The 18,199-nt window shown below is 65.8% G+C and carries 15 protein-coding genes; 5 read left to right on the plus strand and 10 right to left on the minus strand.

The features are described 5' to 3' along the window. The first annotated feature begins 712 nt into the window (after positions 1-712). A complete protein-coding gene (locus ASF49_RS08495) occupies positions 713-1,126 on the plus strand; it encodes an ester cyclase (protein WP_056470681.1) in 414 nt (137 codons plus the stop codon). Between the two features lie 111 nt (positions 1,127-1,237). Here the strand turns inward: ASF49_RS08495 and ASF49_RS08500 are convergent, their stop codons facing one another. The 8 genes from ASF49_RS08500 to ASF49_RS08535 form a co-directional block, all read right to left on the minus strand. Next, positions 1,238-1,807: a type 1 glutamine amidotransferase domain-containing protein gene (locus ASF49_RS08500; protein ID WP_056470683.1), complete on the minus strand. Its 570-nt coding sequence runs from the start codon at positions 1,805-1,807 to the stop codon at positions 1,238-1,240. Between the two features lie 54 nt (positions 1,808-1,861). Next, the gene (locus ASF49_RS08505) at positions 1,862-2,944 is read right to left on the minus strand and encodes a catalase family protein (protein ID WP_056470686.1); all 1,083 of its coding nucleotides are present in this window, start codon (positions 2,942-2,944) and stop codon (positions 1,862-1,864) included. Positions 2,945-3,264: 320 nt separating this feature from the next. Further along, positions 3,265-4,053, minus strand: a complete 789-nt coding sequence (locus ASF49_RS08510) for an alpha/beta fold hydrolase (protein WP_056470689.1) — start codon at positions 4,051-4,053, stop codon at positions 3,265-3,267. A 274-nt stretch (positions 4,054-4,327) separates the two neighbouring features. Then, a complete protein-coding gene (locus tag ASF49_RS08515) occupies positions 4,328-5,251 on the minus strand; it encodes a molybdopterin-binding protein (protein ID WP_056470692.1) in 924 nt (307 codons plus the stop codon). Beyond that, positions 5,248-6,066 carry a cytochrome b/b6 domain-containing protein gene (locus tag ASF49_RS08520; RefSeq protein ID WP_056470695.1) on the minus strand — a complete coding sequence of 273 codons (819 nt, stop codon included), beginning with the start codon at positions 6,064-6,066 and terminating at the stop codon, positions 5,248-5,250. The genes ASF49_RS08515 and ASF49_RS08520 overlap by 4 nt, the downstream gene beginning before the upstream one ends. 134 nt (positions 6,067-6,200) lie before the next feature. Then, positions 6,201-6,413: a hypothetical protein gene (locus ASF49_RS08525; RefSeq protein ID WP_243214867.1), complete on the minus strand. Its 213-nt coding sequence runs from the start codon at positions 6,411-6,413 to the stop codon at positions 6,201-6,203. 451 nt (positions 6,414-6,864) lie between these two features. After that, complete coding sequence (locus ASF49_RS08530; RefSeq protein WP_056470701.1) at positions 6,865-7,335, minus strand: hypothetical protein; 471 nt, start codon at positions 7,333-7,335, stop codon at positions 6,865-6,867. A 166-nt stretch (positions 7,336-7,501) separates the two neighbouring features. Next, positions 7,502-7,876, minus strand: a complete 375-nt coding sequence (locus ASF49_RS08535; protein WP_056470703.1) for a response regulator — start codon at positions 7,874-7,876, stop codon at positions 7,502-7,504. 256 nt (positions 7,877-8,132) lie between these two features. Between ASF49_RS08535 and ASF49_RS22990 the strand changes: the two genes are divergently transcribed. Then, the gene (locus ASF49_RS22990; RefSeq protein WP_082511018.1) at positions 8,133-10,886 is read left to right on the plus strand and encodes a hybrid sensor histidine kinase/response regulator; all 2,754 of its coding nucleotides are present in this window, start codon (positions 8,133-8,135) and stop codon (positions 10,884-10,886) included. 172 nt (positions 10,887-11,058) lie between these two features. On the opposite strand, the gene ASF49_RS08545 is transcribed toward ASF49_RS22990, so the two are convergent. Further along, positions 11,059-12,015 (minus strand): LysR family transcriptional regulator, encoded by a 957-nt coding sequence (locus tag ASF49_RS08545; RefSeq protein ID WP_056470706.1) that lies wholly within the window; start codon positions 12,013-12,015, stop codon positions 11,059-11,061. A 52-nt stretch (positions 12,016-12,067) separates the two neighbouring features. Here ASF49_RS08545 and ASF49_RS08550 point away from each other — a divergent pair, with 52 nt between their 5' ends. From ASF49_RS08550 to ASF49_RS08560, 3 genes are all read left to right on the plus strand, one after another. Further along, positions 12,068-12,757, plus strand: coding sequence for an NADPH-dependent F420 reductase (locus tag ASF49_RS08550; protein ID WP_272481498.1), 690 nt, complete (start codon positions 12,068-12,070; stop codon positions 12,755-12,757). Between the two features lie 33 nt (positions 12,758-12,790). Then, complete coding sequence (locus tag ASF49_RS08555; protein WP_056470712.1) at positions 12,791-13,780, plus strand: zinc-dependent alcohol dehydrogenase family protein; 990 nt, start codon at positions 12,791-12,793, stop codon at positions 13,778-13,780. A gap of 872 nt (positions 13,781-14,652) precedes the next feature. Continuing rightward, positions 14,653-15,624 (plus strand): ArdC family protein, encoded by a 972-nt coding sequence (locus ASF49_RS08560; RefSeq protein ID WP_056470715.1) that lies wholly within the window; start codon positions 14,653-14,655, stop codon positions 15,622-15,624. A 1,088-nt stretch (positions 15,625-16,712) separates the two neighbouring features. Here ASF49_RS08560 and ASF49_RS08565 read toward each other — a convergent pair. Further along, positions 16,713-16,973: a hypothetical protein gene (locus ASF49_RS08565; protein WP_056470719.1), complete on the minus strand. Its 261-nt coding sequence runs from the start codon at positions 16,971-16,973 to the stop codon at positions 16,713-16,715. Positions 16,974-18,199 lie beyond the last annotated feature (1,226 nt).

Raw genomic sequence — 18,199 nt, forward strand, 5'->3', positions numbered from 1 at the left:
CAGACTGAAAACCACCCCAAGCAGCCACTCCGCCTCCGACCCAATATAGTCGTACATGTTGTTGCGAGCGTCACCCGATAGCGGACATAGACCCAGCCTTTGCCGAACAGCAAAAAATGGCCCCTTACAAATTGTCGACATAATTCCATCGAAGGTCTGCTTCGAGTTCCAAAGCGGAAGTGACGTCGGCACCGGTGATCCGCTCGCGAAGGTCTTGATGTTCTCCGGTGCAATGATCCGTTTTTGTGATCAAAGCCCCGTTTCGAGGCATTTTCTTCACACGGGATAGTTGCCGGACGTCAGGCGAGGCTGCTTTCGAGGGAAAGCAGCCTCGCTGTCACTCACGTCTCATGTCGTGCCAGGATCGATGCCGCGAGCATGACGCCATAGGTGCCGACCGCCTCGCGGCGTCGGACATCGCCAACAATGTCAGGTAGCGACGCCTCCATTCGCGTGATTTGCGAACGGATGAACGCGCTCAATTTTGAGGGTTCTAAAAGTACGGGCGACCTAGAGTATCAATAACTTCCGCCCTCTTGGTCGACGTCAGGCCAGCGGCTGACCAAGCCACCCCGCTACGATCCGACGTCATGCCCGGCAGTCATCCCGTCCCTGTCGTGCGCGGCGCCGGCAACGTCCGACCGTGACGGGAGTTTCCAGTGCATCGAGGCGCCGGACGCGCCTTTGCCAGCCCCGAGCCCCAAGGAACATCATGTCCCGCGAGACCAGCATCCAGGCGACCGAGAAGTTCGGCGAACTCGTCAACGGCGGTCGGTTCGATGCCTTCCCCGAGGTCGTCGCCCCGGATTGCCACGATCACGACCCTGCGCCGGGCCAGCACATGGGTCCCGAGGGATACAAGGCTTTCTTCACGCAGCTCCGTTCCGCCTTCCCCGACATGCAGGTCGAGGTGAAGAAGCTCGTCGCCGACGGAGACAGCGTCGCCTTCGCCTACACGCTCACCGGCACACACCAGGGCGACTTCAACGGCCACAAGCCGACCGGGAAGGCCATCAAGGTCCGTGGCATGCAGATCGGCCGTTTCGTCGACGGCAAGATGGTTGAGCGGTGGGGCTCATCCGACGAGCTCGGCATCCTCAAGCAGATCGGCGCCATCGAGGGCTGATGGAGGCTTCGGCGAGGGCGTCCCGGCCACGGGACATCGTCAAGGCTCAGCCCGGGGCGGCCGATGGACCGCCCCGGACGCTCACGGACCGATCGCTGGCTACCCGACCCCTCAGGCGCTCCGGGCTTGGCCGGGATGACGGCCCTCCCCGAACTCCTCAATGATCTTGGCGCAGAAGGCCGGCAGGTCCTTGGGCGTGCGGCTCGTGACGAGCCCCTTGTCGCAAACGACCTCCTCATCGACCCATGTGCCACCGGCGTTCTCGATGTCGCGCCGGACCGTAGGATAGGAGGTCAGCGTCCGCCCTTTCACGACGTCGGCCTCAATCAGCGTCCATGGCCCGTGGCAGATGACCCCGACCGGCTTGCCCGCAGCGAAGAAGTCCCGGACGAACGCCACGATATCCTTGCTCGCCCGGAGCTTGTCGGCGCCGACGCAGCCGCCGGGGATGACGAGCCCGTCGTAGTCCGCGGCCGAGGCCCCATCGATGGTCCGGTCCACCTTGTAGCGGCCGGCGGGATCGAGGTCGTTGTTGACCGTCTCGGCCTCGCCGGGCTCCAGACCGATGACCGTCACTGTCGCCCCGGCCTGCTTCACCGCCTCATGGGGCTTAGCGAACTCTGGCTCCTCGGTGCCGCGCGGTGCGATCAGGATCGCGATCTTCTTACCCTGTAAGCTCATGTCATCGTCTTTCTGGATGTCAGGTTTCAACGGAGGCGCAGGTCGCGCCGTTCCTCACGCCGGGATGCGGTCGATGCCGGCGGTATCCTCGGCCGCCACGCCGTTCTCGCGGTGGCGGAAGTCGCTCAGCGCCCGGTAGACCTGGAGGCGCGCCCGCATCACCGAACCGAGCGGCCGGTGCGCCGCGAGGCTGTGTGCTGGACGGAAGGTCATGACCTCGTCGAAGTAGCGCACCCGCTCCGGCGAGTAGGCGTCCTGGCGCGGCAGGCGGAGCGTCGCCACGGTGCGGTAGGGGCTGACCGAGACCGGCCAGTCCACCGAGGCGTCCTCGATGGGTTGCCGCTCGGCATCGGCCCAGAGCTGCGCCTTGATCTCGAACACCACGTCGTTGTCTCGGAAGAACGCGACGGTGGCGTGCCGGAAGCCATCCTCGTCCTGATGCGGGTCGAGCCGCCACTCGGACAGCGCGCGCTGGGCCTCGGCCGTCGGCACGGCCCCGAGCTTGGCCACGTGGTAGCCGAAGCGCACGGGCGCCTGGCTAAAATAGCTGTCGGCCAGCGGGTGGCTGTAGGGATGGCCGAAGAAGTCGGCGAGCGCGCTCTCGGTGCCGAAGGCATGCAGCGCCTTGTTGAGGTTGCGCATGGTGGAGGACACCGCGCTCTTCACGCCCTCCGGCAGACCGGTCGACTTGCCGATGACCGTTCCGTCGCGCAGGAAGCCCGCCGCCGTACCGGAGGGAAAGGTGGTCCCGGTCGCAAGAACGAAATCCTGGGTGTCGGCCGCGTGGCCGGGCAGCTTCTCGCCGGGGACGTCGAACACCTTGATCGACATGCCGCGATGGGTCGACACACGATCGCCTAGGGTCTCGCCTGGCCCCTGAGCGAAGCGAACCGCAACTGGATGGGTACCTGGCGTGGCGAACAATCCCTGCGCCAGTTCGGGCGGCAGGCCGGCGCAAATCGTCAACTCGCCGGTGACGCAGGCCGAACTTTTTGCGTGGCTAGCCCGCACCGCATGGTGCTCGCGTGCCTCGACCGTCTCCGATTGCTGCGTCATGCCGGCAATTATGCCGTCAATCGTCTTCTGCTCGTCCACGGCGGGCTTCTCGATGTCGGGGGCGTATCGAAGGTAGGTCATGATCGTCCTCACGGTGATCGGGGAACTGAGGCGGACCGCGGCAGGAGAAAGCGCTGCGGACTCGGGGGTCGACGTATTGAGTCGGAAACGGGATCCTGTTCCGAACATCGAGGGGGCAGCGGGCCGTTCTTGGGAACTTCGCGACCGTCGAAAGTCTGCCTGAGTTCGGCTGCGCTATGGGTCGGCTTCGAAGCGCCGCTTCGTCTTCGCAGCAACAGAAGACTGGGCCATGGACTGGTTGCGGGGCGAAGGAGGCAAGCTCGGACGGTATGCTAGACGTCCCGTGGACGAGCGCGGGCTCGGGCGTGCGACAAGCCGTTTCAGGGCGCATCCTTCCCGACCGTTTCAAGGATAACGCGCGCAGTCTCGGCAGGCCGATCCCAATGCGGGAAGTGGCCGCAGCGCTCGAACCAGTGCAGCTGGGCCGTTGGGAAAGCTTTCTGGGCGCGGGTAGCCTGGCGTGGCAGCAGCAAATGGTCCTGGCGACCCCAGCCTATGGTGACCCGGCCGGGGGGCGTTGCCGAACCCTGCTGCAACGGACCGCGTGCCAGCTCACGCAGCATCGCATCGAACACCGGTGTGGCCGCCAGGCTCTGCAACTCCTTCTCGACAAGCTGTGGTGGCAGCACCGACGGACGGGCAGACAGTTGGGCCAGCAACAGGGTGCGGGTGATGGCGTGGCGCGACAGCCCGGCATGGAAGGGCCGCAGCAACCGCACCAGGCGTATCGATGCCGCGAGCGACCAGTGTAACCAGCGCGTCTCCCACCCTTGCCAGAAACCTCCGGGATCGAGCGCCACGCAGTGCCGACCGACGCCGCGCCGCGCCAACTCCAGAACCAGCCGGCCCCCCACCGAACTGCCGACAAGGTCCGCTGTCGTCAGGTCTTGCGACTGCACGAAGCCGGCAAGGGCGTCCGCATGGGCCTCCACCGTCTGCCGGCCCGCGAGTGGTGCCGAGCTGCCATGTCCCGGTAGGTCGACCAAGATCAGTTCGCGTGAGTCGCGCAATGCGGGCAAGAGCGGGTCCCAGGTGCGGAGATTGGACCCCAGCCCGTGGACCATGAGTAGCGGCCTGCCGTTGCCGAGGCGTTCAAAATGTAGGGACATGACGACATTGCCCTTCAGTATTCGCGCTGCGGTCCGAACATCGGTCCGTCGCAGATTTCGTCAGGCCGGGCGTGCCGGTCTAGTCCGCGGGCCGCTCAAATCGGACGCTTCGAGGCCGCGTCGCCGGTCTGATAGCCACCTACATGGCGCGGGGCCGAACCCACTCCGCAGTTTGCGAGCGCCGGATGTCACCGGGAAAACCCCACCGGAGTTCGCCAAGAGAGGGTGGCGCTTTGAATGCTCGCAGTGACGTAGACGTCACGTCCACGCCAACTCAGATGCCGGCGTACCAGGCATAGCCCTGGTCCTCCCAATAGCCGCCCTTGCCATCGCCGATGTGGGCGAAGCTCTCGACCACCTCGATGCGCATCACGTATTTCGCTTGCTTGTAGCCGAGGTTGCGCTCCACGCGCAGCCGCAGCGGTGCGCCGTTCGACACGGGAAGCGCCTCCCCGTTCATGTCGTAGGCCAGGATGGTCTGCGGGTGGAACGCGTCGACAAGGTCGATGCTCTCGTAGAACCGAACCGGCGTTCCGCCGCTCGCCTCATCGTCCTCCGTCGCCTGTTGGCCGCCGGAATCCTTCCTGCTCTCGTCGCCGCCCGACTGCTTCGTCATGCTCGGGTTGGCGTTGCCGGCGGGGACCTCGTCGGTCTCCTCACCGTCTCCTCCGCCTTCGAGAGCATTGCCCTGGTCCATGGTGTCGGCGCAGTGGAACACCACGTAGCGCGCCTGCGGCTTTAGCTTGGCCCGGGACAGCAGGTCGGCGAGTGGCACCCCGGTCCATTTCCCGATGGCGCTCCAGCCCTCAACACAATCGTGCCGGGTGATCTGGGTTCGGGCGGGAAGCTTGCGGAGTTCGGCCAGGGAAAGCTTGAGGGGCATTTCGACGAGGCCATCGACCTCCAGGTGGTACTTGGCGAACTTAGCCTTTGCCAGAACCTTATATGCCTTGTCCGGCGGGTCCTCGGTGCCGTTCGGCTTGAACCACGGCGAGATGTCCGCCTCGGCATATTCTGGGGCCAGCGCCCGGTCGGTGAGCAGCAGGCGCTGGACGAACAGGTTGGCGTCCTCGCCGGTCTTGAGCGTGCGCTTGAACCACTCGGCGTTGCCGAGGCGGTCACACCCGCCGAGCATGGCCGCCGCGGCCATGGCGGACGCTCCCGTCAGGAGGGCCCGTCGGCTGGGAAGGCGGCTCATGCCCGGGTCTCCCCGGTGACCGGTGCCGGCTCGACCTTGCGCTCGATCACGAACCAGCCGGTGACCATGCCGCGCATGTTGTTCCAAAAGCCGGAGAGGACGACGAGGGCGACGTGCACGACCACGAACAGGACGAGCAGGGCCGCCACGACGAAATGGATCGTGCGGGCCGACTGGCGCCCATCGAATAGCGTCAGCAAGAACGGGAAGGCCGCGTCCATCGCCGGAGACATCGCGAGGCCGGCCAGGACCTGCACCGGCAGGAGCACGAACAGCACCACAAGATAGGTGAGCTTCTGGATGACGTTGTAACGCTTGGCCTCGTCGCCCTGCGGGAAGCGCAGCGTCAGGTGCTCCCAAATCGAAGTGCCGAAATGCCGGATCTGGTCGCGCGACGGGATCACGCGGAACCGAAGCTGTCCGCTGACCAGTCCGTAGAGCAGGTAGGCAAGGCCGTTCAGGACGAAGGCCCAGGCGAAGAAAAAGTGCCAGGAGCGACCGCCGGTGAGGTCCTGGTCGCTCGGCAGTGTCGCCCAGACCGGGAAACCGCGGTCGGCCGCCTCGCCGTTGGAGCCAACAGAGGAGCCGAGCCAACCCGTGGTGTCGAAGACGTGACCGAACACCGTCGTCGTGCCCTTGGGCGGGTCGTCTTCGGTGGAGGACATCGCCATCAGCGGCGTGTCGAAGGTCGAGACCTTCCCCCAATATAAGGCTGGGTGAGCGTTGAAGATCTGCAAGCCGCTCATCAGCAGCACCAGGAGGCAGATCGCGTTGATCCAGTGGGTGACACGGATCACGATTGGGTGCCGGAACATCCATCGGCGGCGCTCGACCTCACCCGTGTCGGGCGCGGAACGCGTCAGGTAGGTACGGGGCACGCGGTCTCCCTCACGATGCTTGTCGTCCAGGGCGGAGGCCCCCGTAACGGGGCCTCCGAAAGCGTTGGCGATCACATGCCGCGGTTCATCATCCGCTTCTTCATCATGCGGCGCTTCATCATCTGCTTCCGCATCATGCGCTTCTTCATCATCATCCGGTCGCCGTGCATCATGCGCACCTGGGTAACGCCACTCTCGGACTGGAGGCCGTTGACGGACATCGGTGCAGCCGTGGCCGAACCGGCCGCGAGGCCGATGCCATTGAAGGCGGTCAGCGCGGTCAAGACGAGCGAGAACTTCTTCATGAGATATCTCCCGTAGAGGCGAATGACTTATTCATCCTACTGGGAAACAGGATTATTCTATCGTTGTTCCGAGAAATATTAGATCGATTTCTTTTAATTAAATCTCTTGGCAATACTCCTCGCGCGCTCAAGCCAGGGCTTCGAGCACGGGGATCATTTGTCGTTACGTATGGCTACGGGATCGGTCGGCGATAAGTTTCAGGACCGCCAAAAGCTTGTTCGAGGGCGGTGACCGGCGATAGCTGACCTAAGGGTCCGGTTTCGTCCCTTGGTGTTCCGTGCGCTACCAACTTAAAATGAGGCGGGGCGCCCCGTCGGACGGGGCGCCCCGAATATGTCGAATGAAAAACTTTGGCTTCGGCTTTGGCGATTGAGCTTCTCGTGTCGCGAACTGCCCAAGCTTGACGCTTGGTAGCGTCCGGAGCGTCCCTCAAGCGGCCCGGGCGGTCACCTTCTCGAAGGTACCGGTCGCGACCTGGTCTTCGAGCTGGGCCTTGAAGTCGGCGATACCAAGGACTTGGAAGGGATTACCGGACTCGTCGAGGAACTCGTAGAGCGCGTCCTCGATATTGCGGTTGCTGAAGAACACGATGGCGTCCTCGTCGCCGCCGCCCTCCATGTGCGGGTCGCCGTTCGCCACGCCCGAGACGTAGCTGCCTGTTGGGCGCGTCTCCTTGTGAGTTCCGTCCTCACGATAGAACCTGAGCTCGCCCTGCATCACGAGCGTCACGTAGGGGCTCTTGTGCCGATGCAGCATCACCTTCTGGTTCGCCGCGAACTTGAAGACGACATCGACGATGCGGTTCTCCTCGTCGACCTTGTAGACGAAGAAGGCGATGTGCGGCAGCCAGTCGAGGGTCCGCCAGGTGATGTTGCTCTCGTCGAACATGGGTTTGGGCATCTCGTTTCCTTCCGTTCCCCCATCCGGCCGCTCTCGGCGAACGCACGGCTTTCCGCCGCCTCGGATGATCAGATCCAAGGCCAACGTCCCACACGATGGATCGATGCGGTGGCGCTTTCGACCAAGGCGATCCTGCTGCATGCGATCAAAGGCGGCCGACCGACGGTCAGACCGCGTGCTGGATGGCGTCGACGACCTGGTCCAAGCTGTAGGGCTTGGGTACGAAGCGGCCGTGGTCGGGGATTTCTCCGTCGGCGAACCGCTGGCGTCCCGAGGTCACGACAAGACGGATGTCGGGCCAGGCGTCGTGGACGCGTCCGGCCAGGGTCACCCCGCACATGGTGCCCGGCATGTCGACATCGGTGAACAGCGCGCCGATGTCGGAGCGCTCGTGGAGGATGAACCATGCCTCGTCGGCATGGCGCGCCTCGACGATTGTGAAGCCAGCATCCTCCAGCATCTCGACGGCGCAAAGGCGTACGAGGTCGTCATCCTCGACCACGAGGACGGCCGAGGCTTTCATGGAGCGCTTCGCGGTCATCGTTTCGCAACACAGGTTCAAGGCGATTGGTTGCCGACCGTCCGACGCGTCATTTGCACGGTCGGGTCCGGCTCGCGGATCACTCCATCCGTCTCGGGCGGTCGACGGCCTGTGAAGACTCGGATCAAGGCGAGGCGCAACCAGGTCGGGTAATGGCTCTCCAGGTGTGGCGTATCTCGGCCTGGCAACCCACCGATGCCGTTCACATCCGGCATTGCGACTCGCGCGAAACACAATCGAAGGGTAACCGGCGCGCATGCCTGCCACCGCCACGCCAGACCCCGAAGCCCTTTCGCGCGAACAACTCGTAGCCGAGGTTCTTCGCCTGCGTTCTCAGTCGGCCTCGCTCGCCGAGATGTTCGAGCAGGCGCCGAGCTTTATCGCGCTCCTCGGCGGACCGGAGCATCGCTTCACGTTGACCAACGCCGCCTACCAGCGGGCTATCGACCATCGCGATGTAGTCGGTCGGACCGTGGCGGAAGCGCTGCCGGATGCGGCGGCGCAAGGCTACGTCGACCTCCTCGACGAGGTGTTCCGTTCCGGCCGGACGCACAGGGCGACCGGTTCCCGCTACGATGTCCAGGCGACCCCGGGTGGCACGGTCCACGAACGCTATCTCGACTTCGTCTACCAGCCGATCACGGATGCGGACGGTGCCGTCACCGGCATCTTCGTCGAGGGGCACGACGTCACGGAACGCACTCTCGGCGAGGTCGCCCTAGGCGAGAACGAGGCACGCTACCGGACCCTGTTCGAGAGTATCGAGGTCGGGTTCTGCATCATCGAGATGAGGTTCGAGGGTGACCGCGCCGTCGACTATCGCATCGTCGAGGCGAACCCCGCCTTCGTGCGCCAGACCGGCGCCGACGTCGCCGGCAAGTGGGTGAGCGAATTCGCCCCGGACCTGGAGCGCCACTGGTTCGACACCTATGGGGGAGTCGCGCAGACCGGCGCACCCGCGCATTTCGAGCACTATGCCGAGGTCTTCGGGCGCTGGTTCGACGTGCGCGCCCTGCGGACCGGCGAGCCAGGCGCGAACCGCGTTGCGGTCTTCTTCTCGGACATCACCGAACGCCGTTCGATGGAGAAGCGCGCCGAAGCGGGCGAGCGCGAGCTCCGCCTCATCACCGATGCCTTGCCGGTCCTGATCTCCTTCATCGACGCGGACTACGTCTATCGCTTCGCCAACCAGGCGTACGACGACTGGTTCTTCATGCCGCCCGAGCAGGTCGTCGGCCAGGACGTGAGGGTGCTGCTCGGACCGGAAGGCTACGCCGCCCGCAAGCCCTTCATGGACCAAGCCCTGAGCGGGGAGGCCGTCACATTCGAGCTGGACTGGCCGCAACGAGACGGACGTCCCCGCGTCGCCGAGATCCGCTACCTGCCCCGCAGGACCGCCGACGCCCGCGTCGACGGGTTCCATGTATTCGTGCAGGACGTAACCGCGCGTAAGCAGACGGAAGCCGAACTCGCGCGCCAGGTCGCCGCCCGCACGGCCGAGCGCGACCGGATCTGGCAGGCGACCTCAGACATGCTCTGCGTCGCCAACCTCGACGGCTACTTCGTCAGCCTCAACCCGGCCTGGCCGAGCAAGCTGGGGTGGACCGACGCCGAGATGAAGGCACGCCCCTTCCTCGACTTCGTCCACGCGGACGACGTCGCCCCGACGCTGAAGGCGGCGAACGGCCTTGCGCGCGGCGAGGCTCAGACCACGTTCGAGAACCGCTATCGCCACAAGGACGGACGGTACCTCTGGCTGTCCTGGAACGCGGTCCCGCGCGACGGCCTGGTCTACGCGTCGGTGCGCGACGTCACGGAGATCAAGGAACAGGCGGAGGTGCTCCGCCTCACCGAGGAAGCGCTGCGGCAATCGCAGAAGATGGAGGCGGTCGGTCAATTGACCGGGGGCCTGGCGCACGACTTCAACAACCTGCTCGCGGGCATCTCCGGATCGCTGGAGCTGATGCAGACCCGGATGACCCAAGGGCGGCTGGGCGACCTCGACCGTTACATGACGGTGGCGCAGGGAGCCGCCAAGCGCGCCGCCGCCCTGACGCACCGCCTACTGGCCTTCTCACGGCGCCAGACCCTCGACCCGAAGCCCACCAACGTGAACCGTCTCGTCACCGACATGGAGGAGCTCATCCGGCGAACGGTCGGGCCGTCGATCCACCTGGAGGCCGTCGGTCTCGCCGGGGTATGGCCGGCGCTGATCGACCCGGGCCAGCTTGAGAACGCGCTGCTGAACCTGTGCATCAACGCCCGCGACGCGATGCCGGACGGTGGCCGCATCACCATCGAGACGGCCAACAAGTGGATGGACGACGCCGGGGCCCGCAAGCACGACATGCCACCGGGCCAGTATCTCAGCGTCTGCGTGTCCGACACCGGCACCGGCATGTCGGCGGACCTCATGACCAAGGTGTTCGAGCCGTTCTTCACCACCAAGCCGCTCGGCGAGGGCACGGGTCTTGGCTTATCCATGGTCTACGGGTTCGCGCGCCAGTCCGGCGGACAGGTCCGGCTCTACTCCGAGGTCGGCGAGGGCACCACGGTCTGCCTGTACCTGCCGCGGCACTACGGCGAGGCCGACGAGGACGAGGTCGCGCGAAAACTCTCCGAGGTCGAGCGGGCCGAGCAGGGTGAGACGGTGCTGATCGTCGACGACGAACCTTCGGTGCGTATGCTCGTGACCGAGGTGCTGGAGGATCTCGGCTACACCGCCATCGAGGCTGCCGACAGCGTCGCCGGCCTGCGGGTTCTCCAGTCCGACGTGCGCATTGACCTGCTGGTGACGGACGTTGGTCTGCCGGGCGGTATGAACGGCCGGCAGATGGCCGATGCCGGCCGGGAGCGGCGACCAGACCTGAAGGTGCTGTTCATCACCGGCTACGCCGAGAACGCCGTCCTCGGGAACGGCTACCTCCGGCCCGGCATGCAGATCCTGACCAAGCCGTTCGTGCTGGAGACGCTCGCCTCACGCATCAAGGAACTGATCGCCGCCGACTGAGCGATCCGCTGGTCCCCCCCCAGGGCGGCATGTCGGGCGAACGTTCCATCATGGTTAGGGGATCCCTTCGATTCGGGAAGCGGGCATCAGGAGGCGCATCCTGCTTTCCGCGTTCCTCGGAGTCGAGATCGACCGCGCCGATGGCCGCCGCAGCCGCAGGATTGGACGACCGTTAGCTCAGGATGGAGCCCCGCAGATCCCCTTTGGGGGTCTCCGCAACGGACCACTGGCCATTTTCTTGGTTCGAGCCGCCGAAGCGTGTGCCGATGAAATCGACGAACGAGCGTAGCTTCGGAGTGATGCGCCGATCCGGGGCGTAGAGGATGTGCATGGGATGCGTCGGGGGCTCATAGTCCGGCAGCAGGTGGACGAGCCTTCCCGATGCGAGAGCGTCCCGGACCAGCGATGCCGGTTGCAGCAGGATGCCCATTCCCGCCACCGCCATGGTCAGCAAGGCCTGGCCGTTGTTGACGATGTGCCGACAGGGGACATCGATGGTGACCGCACCCGTCGGCCCTACGAAGGTCCACTGGTTCCGCGTCGAGCCGTAGGCGAAGCCGAGGCATTCTTGTTCCCGCAGGTCAGCGGGCGTCGTGGGCGTGCCCCGTGCCTCGACGTAGGCGGGGGCCGCGCACAGGACCATCCTCATGGGCCGCAGCGACCGGGCGATGAGGCCGCTGTCACCAAGAGGACCGACACGGAAAACGGCATCGTATCCCTCGTCGATCAGGTCGACCGTACGGTCCGCGAGCGTCAGTTCGACGTCGACCCCAGGGTTGGCGTCCAGGTACCCCGGAAGCACCAGGGCCAGTTCATGGGCCCCGAACGTCACCGGGGCGTTCACCCGGATACGCCCGCGCGGGATGGCCAAGCTCTCCGCCGCCAGGGCCTCCGCCGCCTCGACCTCCGCTAAGATGGTCCGAACCCGCTCGTGGAAGGCACGTCCCATCTCGGTGACGCTCTGGCGGCGGGTGGTGCGGTTGATGAGCTTGACCCCGAGGTGTTCCTCCAGGGTCCGCACATGCTTGCCGACCATCTGGGACGACATCGAGAGGGCGTCGGCGGCGGCCGAAAAGGACCCCGCCTCGACGGCCTTGGCGAAAATGGCCATGCTCGCCAGCCGGTCCATTATTTGAAACTCCTTGTTTCAAGTGCTTGCAACGGATGGCGATTTATCCATCATCCGTTATGCCTCACAACCCCTCCAACGCCCATCGGACGGCGTTTCGGAGGTTGAGCAAATGACCATCGCGATCATCGGCACCGGCAACATGGGGAGCGGCATGGCCCGGCTTCTCGCCTCCAAGGGCATCGACGTCGCCATCGGTCACCGGGACCCGGCCAAGGCTGCTGCACTCGCCAGCGAGATCGGCCCTCGCGCCCATGGCGGGGGTGCACAGGCCGCCGCGAAGCTGGCCGACATCGTCGTCCTGGCGGTAAACTACGGTTCGGCCGGCGAGGCCTTGAAGGGTGCCGGCGACCTCACCGGCAAGATCGTCATCGACATCTCGAACCCGATCACGCCGGACTACAAGGCGCTCACCGTCGGTCACACCACGTCGGCCGCCGAGGAGATCCAAAAGCTGGTTCCGGGCGCGAGGGTCGTGAAGGCGTTCAACACGATCTTCGCCCAACTCCTCCCTGCCGAGGCACGCGTGGGCCGGGAGGTGCAGGTCTTCGTCGCCGGCGACGACGCCGCCGCCAAGGAGGCCGTCTCGGCCATGGCATCCTCAGTTGGGTTCACCCCCGTAGACGCCGGCCCGTTGAGCAACGCCCGCTACCTGGAGCCGGTCGGCGAGATCAACATCCACTTCGGGTTCTTCCTCGGCTGGGGCACCTCGGCGGCGCCGGCCTGGATCAAGGCGGCCTGAGCCGCTCCCTTCATTCCATTCAAGGAGACCCTCATGTCACGCATCGTACGCTTCCACGAGATCGGCGGCCCCGAGGTCCTCAAGGTCGAGGATGTCGAAGTGTCCGCCCCAAAAGCCGGCGAAGTGCAGATCAGGGTGAAGGCCATGGGCCTGAACCGGGCCGAGGTCATGTTTCGGACCGGCCAGTACGTCACCCAGCCGGCCTTTCCCGCCACCACCGGCTACGAGGCCGCGGGTGTCGTCGAGAAGGTCGGTCCCGGTGTCGAAGGCTTCTCGGTCGGTGACAAGGTCAGCGTCGTGCCTTGCTTCATGCTCGGCGAATACGGCCTGCACGGCGAACTCGTGAACGCCCCGGCCTTCGGCGTGGTGAAGCACCCGGAGAGCCTGTCGTGGGAGGCCGCCGCAGCGACCTGGATGATGTTCGTCACTGCCTACGGCGCCCTGGTCGACATCGCCAGGATGCAAAAGGGCGACGTGGTGCTGATCCGGGCGGCCTCGTCGAGCGTTGGGCTCGCCGCGATCCAGATCGTCAACATGCTCGGCGGTGTCTCAGTCGCGCTCACGCGGGGTAGCTCGAAGCGCGAAACCCTGCTCGCAGCAGGGGCGCAGCACGTCGTCGCCACGTCCGAGCAGGACCTCGTCGCCGAGGTCGGAAGGATCACCCACGGCAAGGGCGCCCGCATCGCCTTCGACCCGGTCGGCGGGCCCGAGGTCCCGAAGATCCTCGATGCGCTTTCGCACCTGGGCATCTTCTTCCAGTACGGCGCCCTCGACGTCGCCGACGTGCCGGTGCCGGTCCTCTCCCTCCTCGGGAAGAACCTCACCATCCGGGGCTACCAGCTCTTCGAGATCACGACGGACCCGCAACGACTTGAGCGCGCCAAGGCGTTCATCGTCGAGGGATTGGCCTCGGGCGCGCTGAAGCCCGTCATCGCCAAGACCTTCACCCTCGACGAAATCGTGGAAGCGACACGCTTCATGGAGAGCAATGAGCAAGTCGGAAAGATCGTGGTGAGCGTTTGAGTGACCGACGTTAAAGCAGGCATCATAAACGGCCCACTCGGGCAAGGCTGTTTCGCGCGTCCGCAATTGCTCTCGTGATGGATGGAAGTGGACCTTCCGCTACCCACCCAATCTGGTCATACAAGTCAGCTCATCAGACTGACCGAAGGCAGACGCTTTTAAGTCCCACTGAGGACTGGAACTCATAGCGCATAACAATTGGTTGGGGCCTCCGAAGCGCTCCTCCGACCACCGAATATGGGGCGCAGCATTTACCTAGCTTAGGGTAAGAGCCACGCTCCCTATGAGCCTCCGAGCCTCAACCGCTAGCCAGGCGTGATGGGAACCAGCCGGAGAATCCACCGAAGGGCATCGGTTGCAAGCGGTCGCAGATATTACGAGACCGCAGGATGGAGGTAGACGGGTAGCCCCAACCCTCCTCGACGACTCCAACGCCCCGCGGATCGAGCGGAGGGGTCCGTCGGCGCTGGCCGTCCAAGTTGACGGGAAGCGGTGCGTAAAGGCCGATCGCGCAGCCCCGGCCTGCCTGTCACAAGGTTGCACTTCGATCCGCCGGTCGACCGACAGCGTGGCTCCAAGATCCACTTCCTTCGGGATGATGCGATGCTTTGCCCTCACCGGCAAAGCCTTGCCCTAAAGGCAAACCGGTCTCCCTCAAACGTCCACCAAGATCCAGAACGAGCAGGCAGATAGAGACAGCGCGGGCCTTCGAACTGACATGGGCCGAGGCCGTGCCCCCCTTCGCTACCCCCGGGCTACCACCGGCCCGCAGCAACACGCACCAGCCCCACAGACCCGGTGAACGCCGCCTACCGTTCCGGGAAACCCCGGCCGAGCCGTCGAGACCGCGGCGCCCCGGAGCCTCGCCCTTCATGCCCTCACACGACCTGCACGCCCGCGTCGCCGCGGCCATCCTTTCCCAACTCGAGACCGCCGACCCCGCTTCGTGGACCCCACCCTGGCACGGCGCTGACCCAATGCCGCATAACGCCCGCACCGGCCGACGCTACCGTGGCATTAATGTCCTGGCGCTTTGGTGCGCGGCGCAGGCTGAAGGCTACGCCGACGCGCGCTGGGCGACCTACCGGCAATGGGCCGCCCTTGGCGCACAGGTTCGTAAGGCTGAGCGCGGCACGCTGGTCCTGTTCTACAAGGACCTGCCACGCAGCGCCCGCGCCGAGACCGGCGACAGCGACCCGCCGGACGGTGCCCCCTTCGTCGCCCGCGCTGCCTACGTCTTTAACGCAGCCCAAGTCGACGCCGCCCCGCCGACTGCGGACATCGATACGGTCACGTTGCAACCCGAGCCGCTGCCAGCCTTCGACGCCTTCGTCGCGGCCACCTGCGCGACAATCCTCGAAGGTGGCATCCGCGCCTGCTACGTCCCGGCCACCGACACGATTCATCTACCTCCCCGTGCGGCCTTCCACACGGGTACAGGCCACGCCGGCACGCTCGCCCACGAACTCGTGCACTGGACCGGCGCTCCCCACCGCCTCGCCCGCGACCTCACGGGCCGGTTCGGGGCCCGCGCCTATGCTGCCGAGGAGCTCGTGGCCGAGCTCGGCGCCGCCTTCGTGCTGGCCGACCTCGGACTCGCGCGCTCGCCACACCCCGACCACGCCGCCTACTGCGCCTCGTGGGCGCCGCTACTACGCGCCGACCCCCGCGCACTCGGCCACGCTGCCGCGCAGGGCTCGCGCGCGGCCGACTACCTCACCGCGCTGCAGCCCGCAGCCCGCAAAGCTTACTCATCCGAGGCAACAAAACCCGCTGCGGCAATGGCTGACACAATGCTGACGAATGCCGAGGCGCGTGTTGCCCAAGAACAGGCCGCCGCGTAAGCGCCACCGTCCCACCCCCTCGCGCCGGCTGCCGGACGCGCTGCCCGGCGACGTCGCCCAGATCAATCAGAACAGAGAGCTGAGGCGTGAGAAGCAATGCGGTAAACCGACGGAAGGGCTCAACTGACGCGCTGACCGGGGAGGGCAGCTTGCAAGCCACAAAGGGGGAGGGGAGGGCGACCGATCCTCCTTGCCGCCGCTCCACCCTGCTGCTACACATCCTATGGCGGCAGCGAAGCTAACTGACTGTAGTGGCTTATGTTTTTATGCAGCGGTCTCGTGGGTCAGTATCCTGGTCCCCCAGCCACTGCTTGAACGACGCCCTTTCCATTTCAGATTGAGACCCGCCAGGCCCGGTCGGCAAGAGCGGATCCGGTTTCGAACTGCGCGATGGCCAGCGCCAGGCGGCTGACGGCCGTTCCGCGTCGACCCGGAGGGACGGTTCGTCGATGCGCACCGACCCGCACTGTGGCTTGCGGACCTGGCGCCGCCGCTTTCCGATCACCGCCCCAGAGGCCAGGCCCCACCATGTCGGGGACCGTGATCGACCTCCAGGCCCCGCTTCCGGGAACGGCTCCGCACCGTCGCGGTCGCGCGGCGGGTCGCGCAGGGGCCGTGAGGCGGCCTCGACGATGAGCGCCGTCTCGCAGGGACGGCCCTCGAAGTCGCTCTCGGCACGCGGCTCGCGCTCGGCGGCGATGGCGGCGTCCCGCTTTTGCCTCCGGCGAAACCCCGTCCCCGAATTCCCTACGCGCCGGAAGAACCCGGCAGTGTGCCCGGGCGTCGCCCCTGGACCCGGCCCCTGGACCGGATCCGTCAGGATGCCGGACGGAACACGGAGAAGCCCTTCAGCAGCATCGACGCGTCTCCGCCGATCAGCAGCGGTTTCCGCCGGAGGTCTGGCCGTATTGCTGGGTGGGGAAGTTCTGCTGGTTGGCGTTGCCCTCGGCCTCGCACTGGGTGCAGGCCTTCATCACGGCGGTGAGGTGCTTGNCTCTGCGCCCGTTCCCGCATGGCCGGGGCCGGACGGGTCCAGGCCGGACGGAACACGGAGAAGCCCTYCAGCAGCATCGACGCGTCTCCGCCGATCAGCAGCGGTTTCCGCCGGAGGTCTGGCCGTATTGCTGGGTGGGGAAGTTCTGCTGGTTGGCGTTGCCCTCGGCGGCCGAGCTCATCGGGCAGCCGCGATAGGCGGGCGGGCGGCGCAGATCGGTGAGCGAGCCGGTGGTCTCGACATCGTCGRGCGCGAACGCCGTGTAGCGGGAGGGGCTGTCATAGGCCATTGCGGACGAGATCGGAGCGACGCCAAGGACAARCGCGGTGGCGAGGGCGGCGATACGGGTCTTCATGAAAGYTTRCGAGCTCCTTCACAGTACGAACCAGGTCTCTGGTGCGTTTCTCTCTGTCTGAACCTCATATGGGAATGACTTTCCCGTCTCGACGTGTCGGAGGACACGCGCTGCGCGGGATTAAGGCCGAGCGCCGCGCATCCGATCTTTGGCTATTCTGGTACGGGCCGCGGAAGAGGCCGCCTAAAGCCTTGCGTCCGAACAAGGTATACCASCGTCGGCGCCGGTGTTCCGGCCGATCGTGGTGCCTGTGGCAGCGCTGACCGGAGACCGCGCGGTTCCTGTGGGCCGAAGCCCGCGTCCAGCGTGACATNCGGGATTAAGGCCGAGCGCCGCGCATCCGATCTTTGGCTATTCTGGTACGGGCCGCGGAAGAGGCCGCCTAAAGCCTTGCGTCCGAACAAGGTATACCACCGTCGGCGCCGGTGTTCCGGCCGATCGTGGTGCCTGTGGCAGCGCTGACCGGAGGCCGCGCGGTTCCTGTGGGCCGAAGCCCGCGTCCAGCGTGACATCGAACGGCGTGCCACCGGGGCGGATGCTCGGTGAGGGCGCGAGCGACGCCGAAGCCGGGCGGCACTTCGCCCGTCCACGATCGTCCCCTCGCTCTCCTACGCCGAGGCAGGCGGAACGCTGCCCGCGCGGGGACGAGGCGGCGGCGTGAACGCCGTCGCGAGCGGGAGCCGCCTCACGCGGCCCCTGTACCCGGCGGCCGCGCAAGGGCTTCGGCTTCATCGGTGCGGGACCGTCCGCGCGCAGAACCAGCTGCCAAGGCCTACTTCGGACGTTTACCAAAGCAATCAAAACGAGAAGACACTAATAAAAAAGTTCAGCATAGATCTCACGAGCCATCGCGGTTCGGTGGCGGAGGTCTTTTCCCAGGCGGCGGCAGCTGAACATGACCTACAACCAGACGTTTTCCGAGCGTATCGCTACCGTATTGTCCTTCGCATCCAGCGCATTGCGAGCATCTATCTTTACCGATCGGCGAGCACCCAAGCGGAGCTCGGGCTGGACGCGCATGGATGAGCGCATGGCACGGGCGCGCGACAGATTCGATTAGAGGGTCGATCGCCGATCCCCCGCTGCGAGGCGGAGCCTCGAGCGTATCTGGGCCGTTCCAGTCCGCGCGGTCCTCTCTCGGACGGCCGCCGCCCGCGTGAGGTTGAGCCGGACGCGAGCGGCCCACGACGGCGCCGCGACGAACGATTCGCCGAGTTCCGGTGCGT

Origin of the sequence: Methylobacterium sp. Leaf104, assembly GCF_001422885.1 — a bacterium.
Lineage (GTDB): Bacteria > Pseudomonadota > Alphaproteobacteria > Rhizobiales > Beijerinckiaceae > Methylobacterium.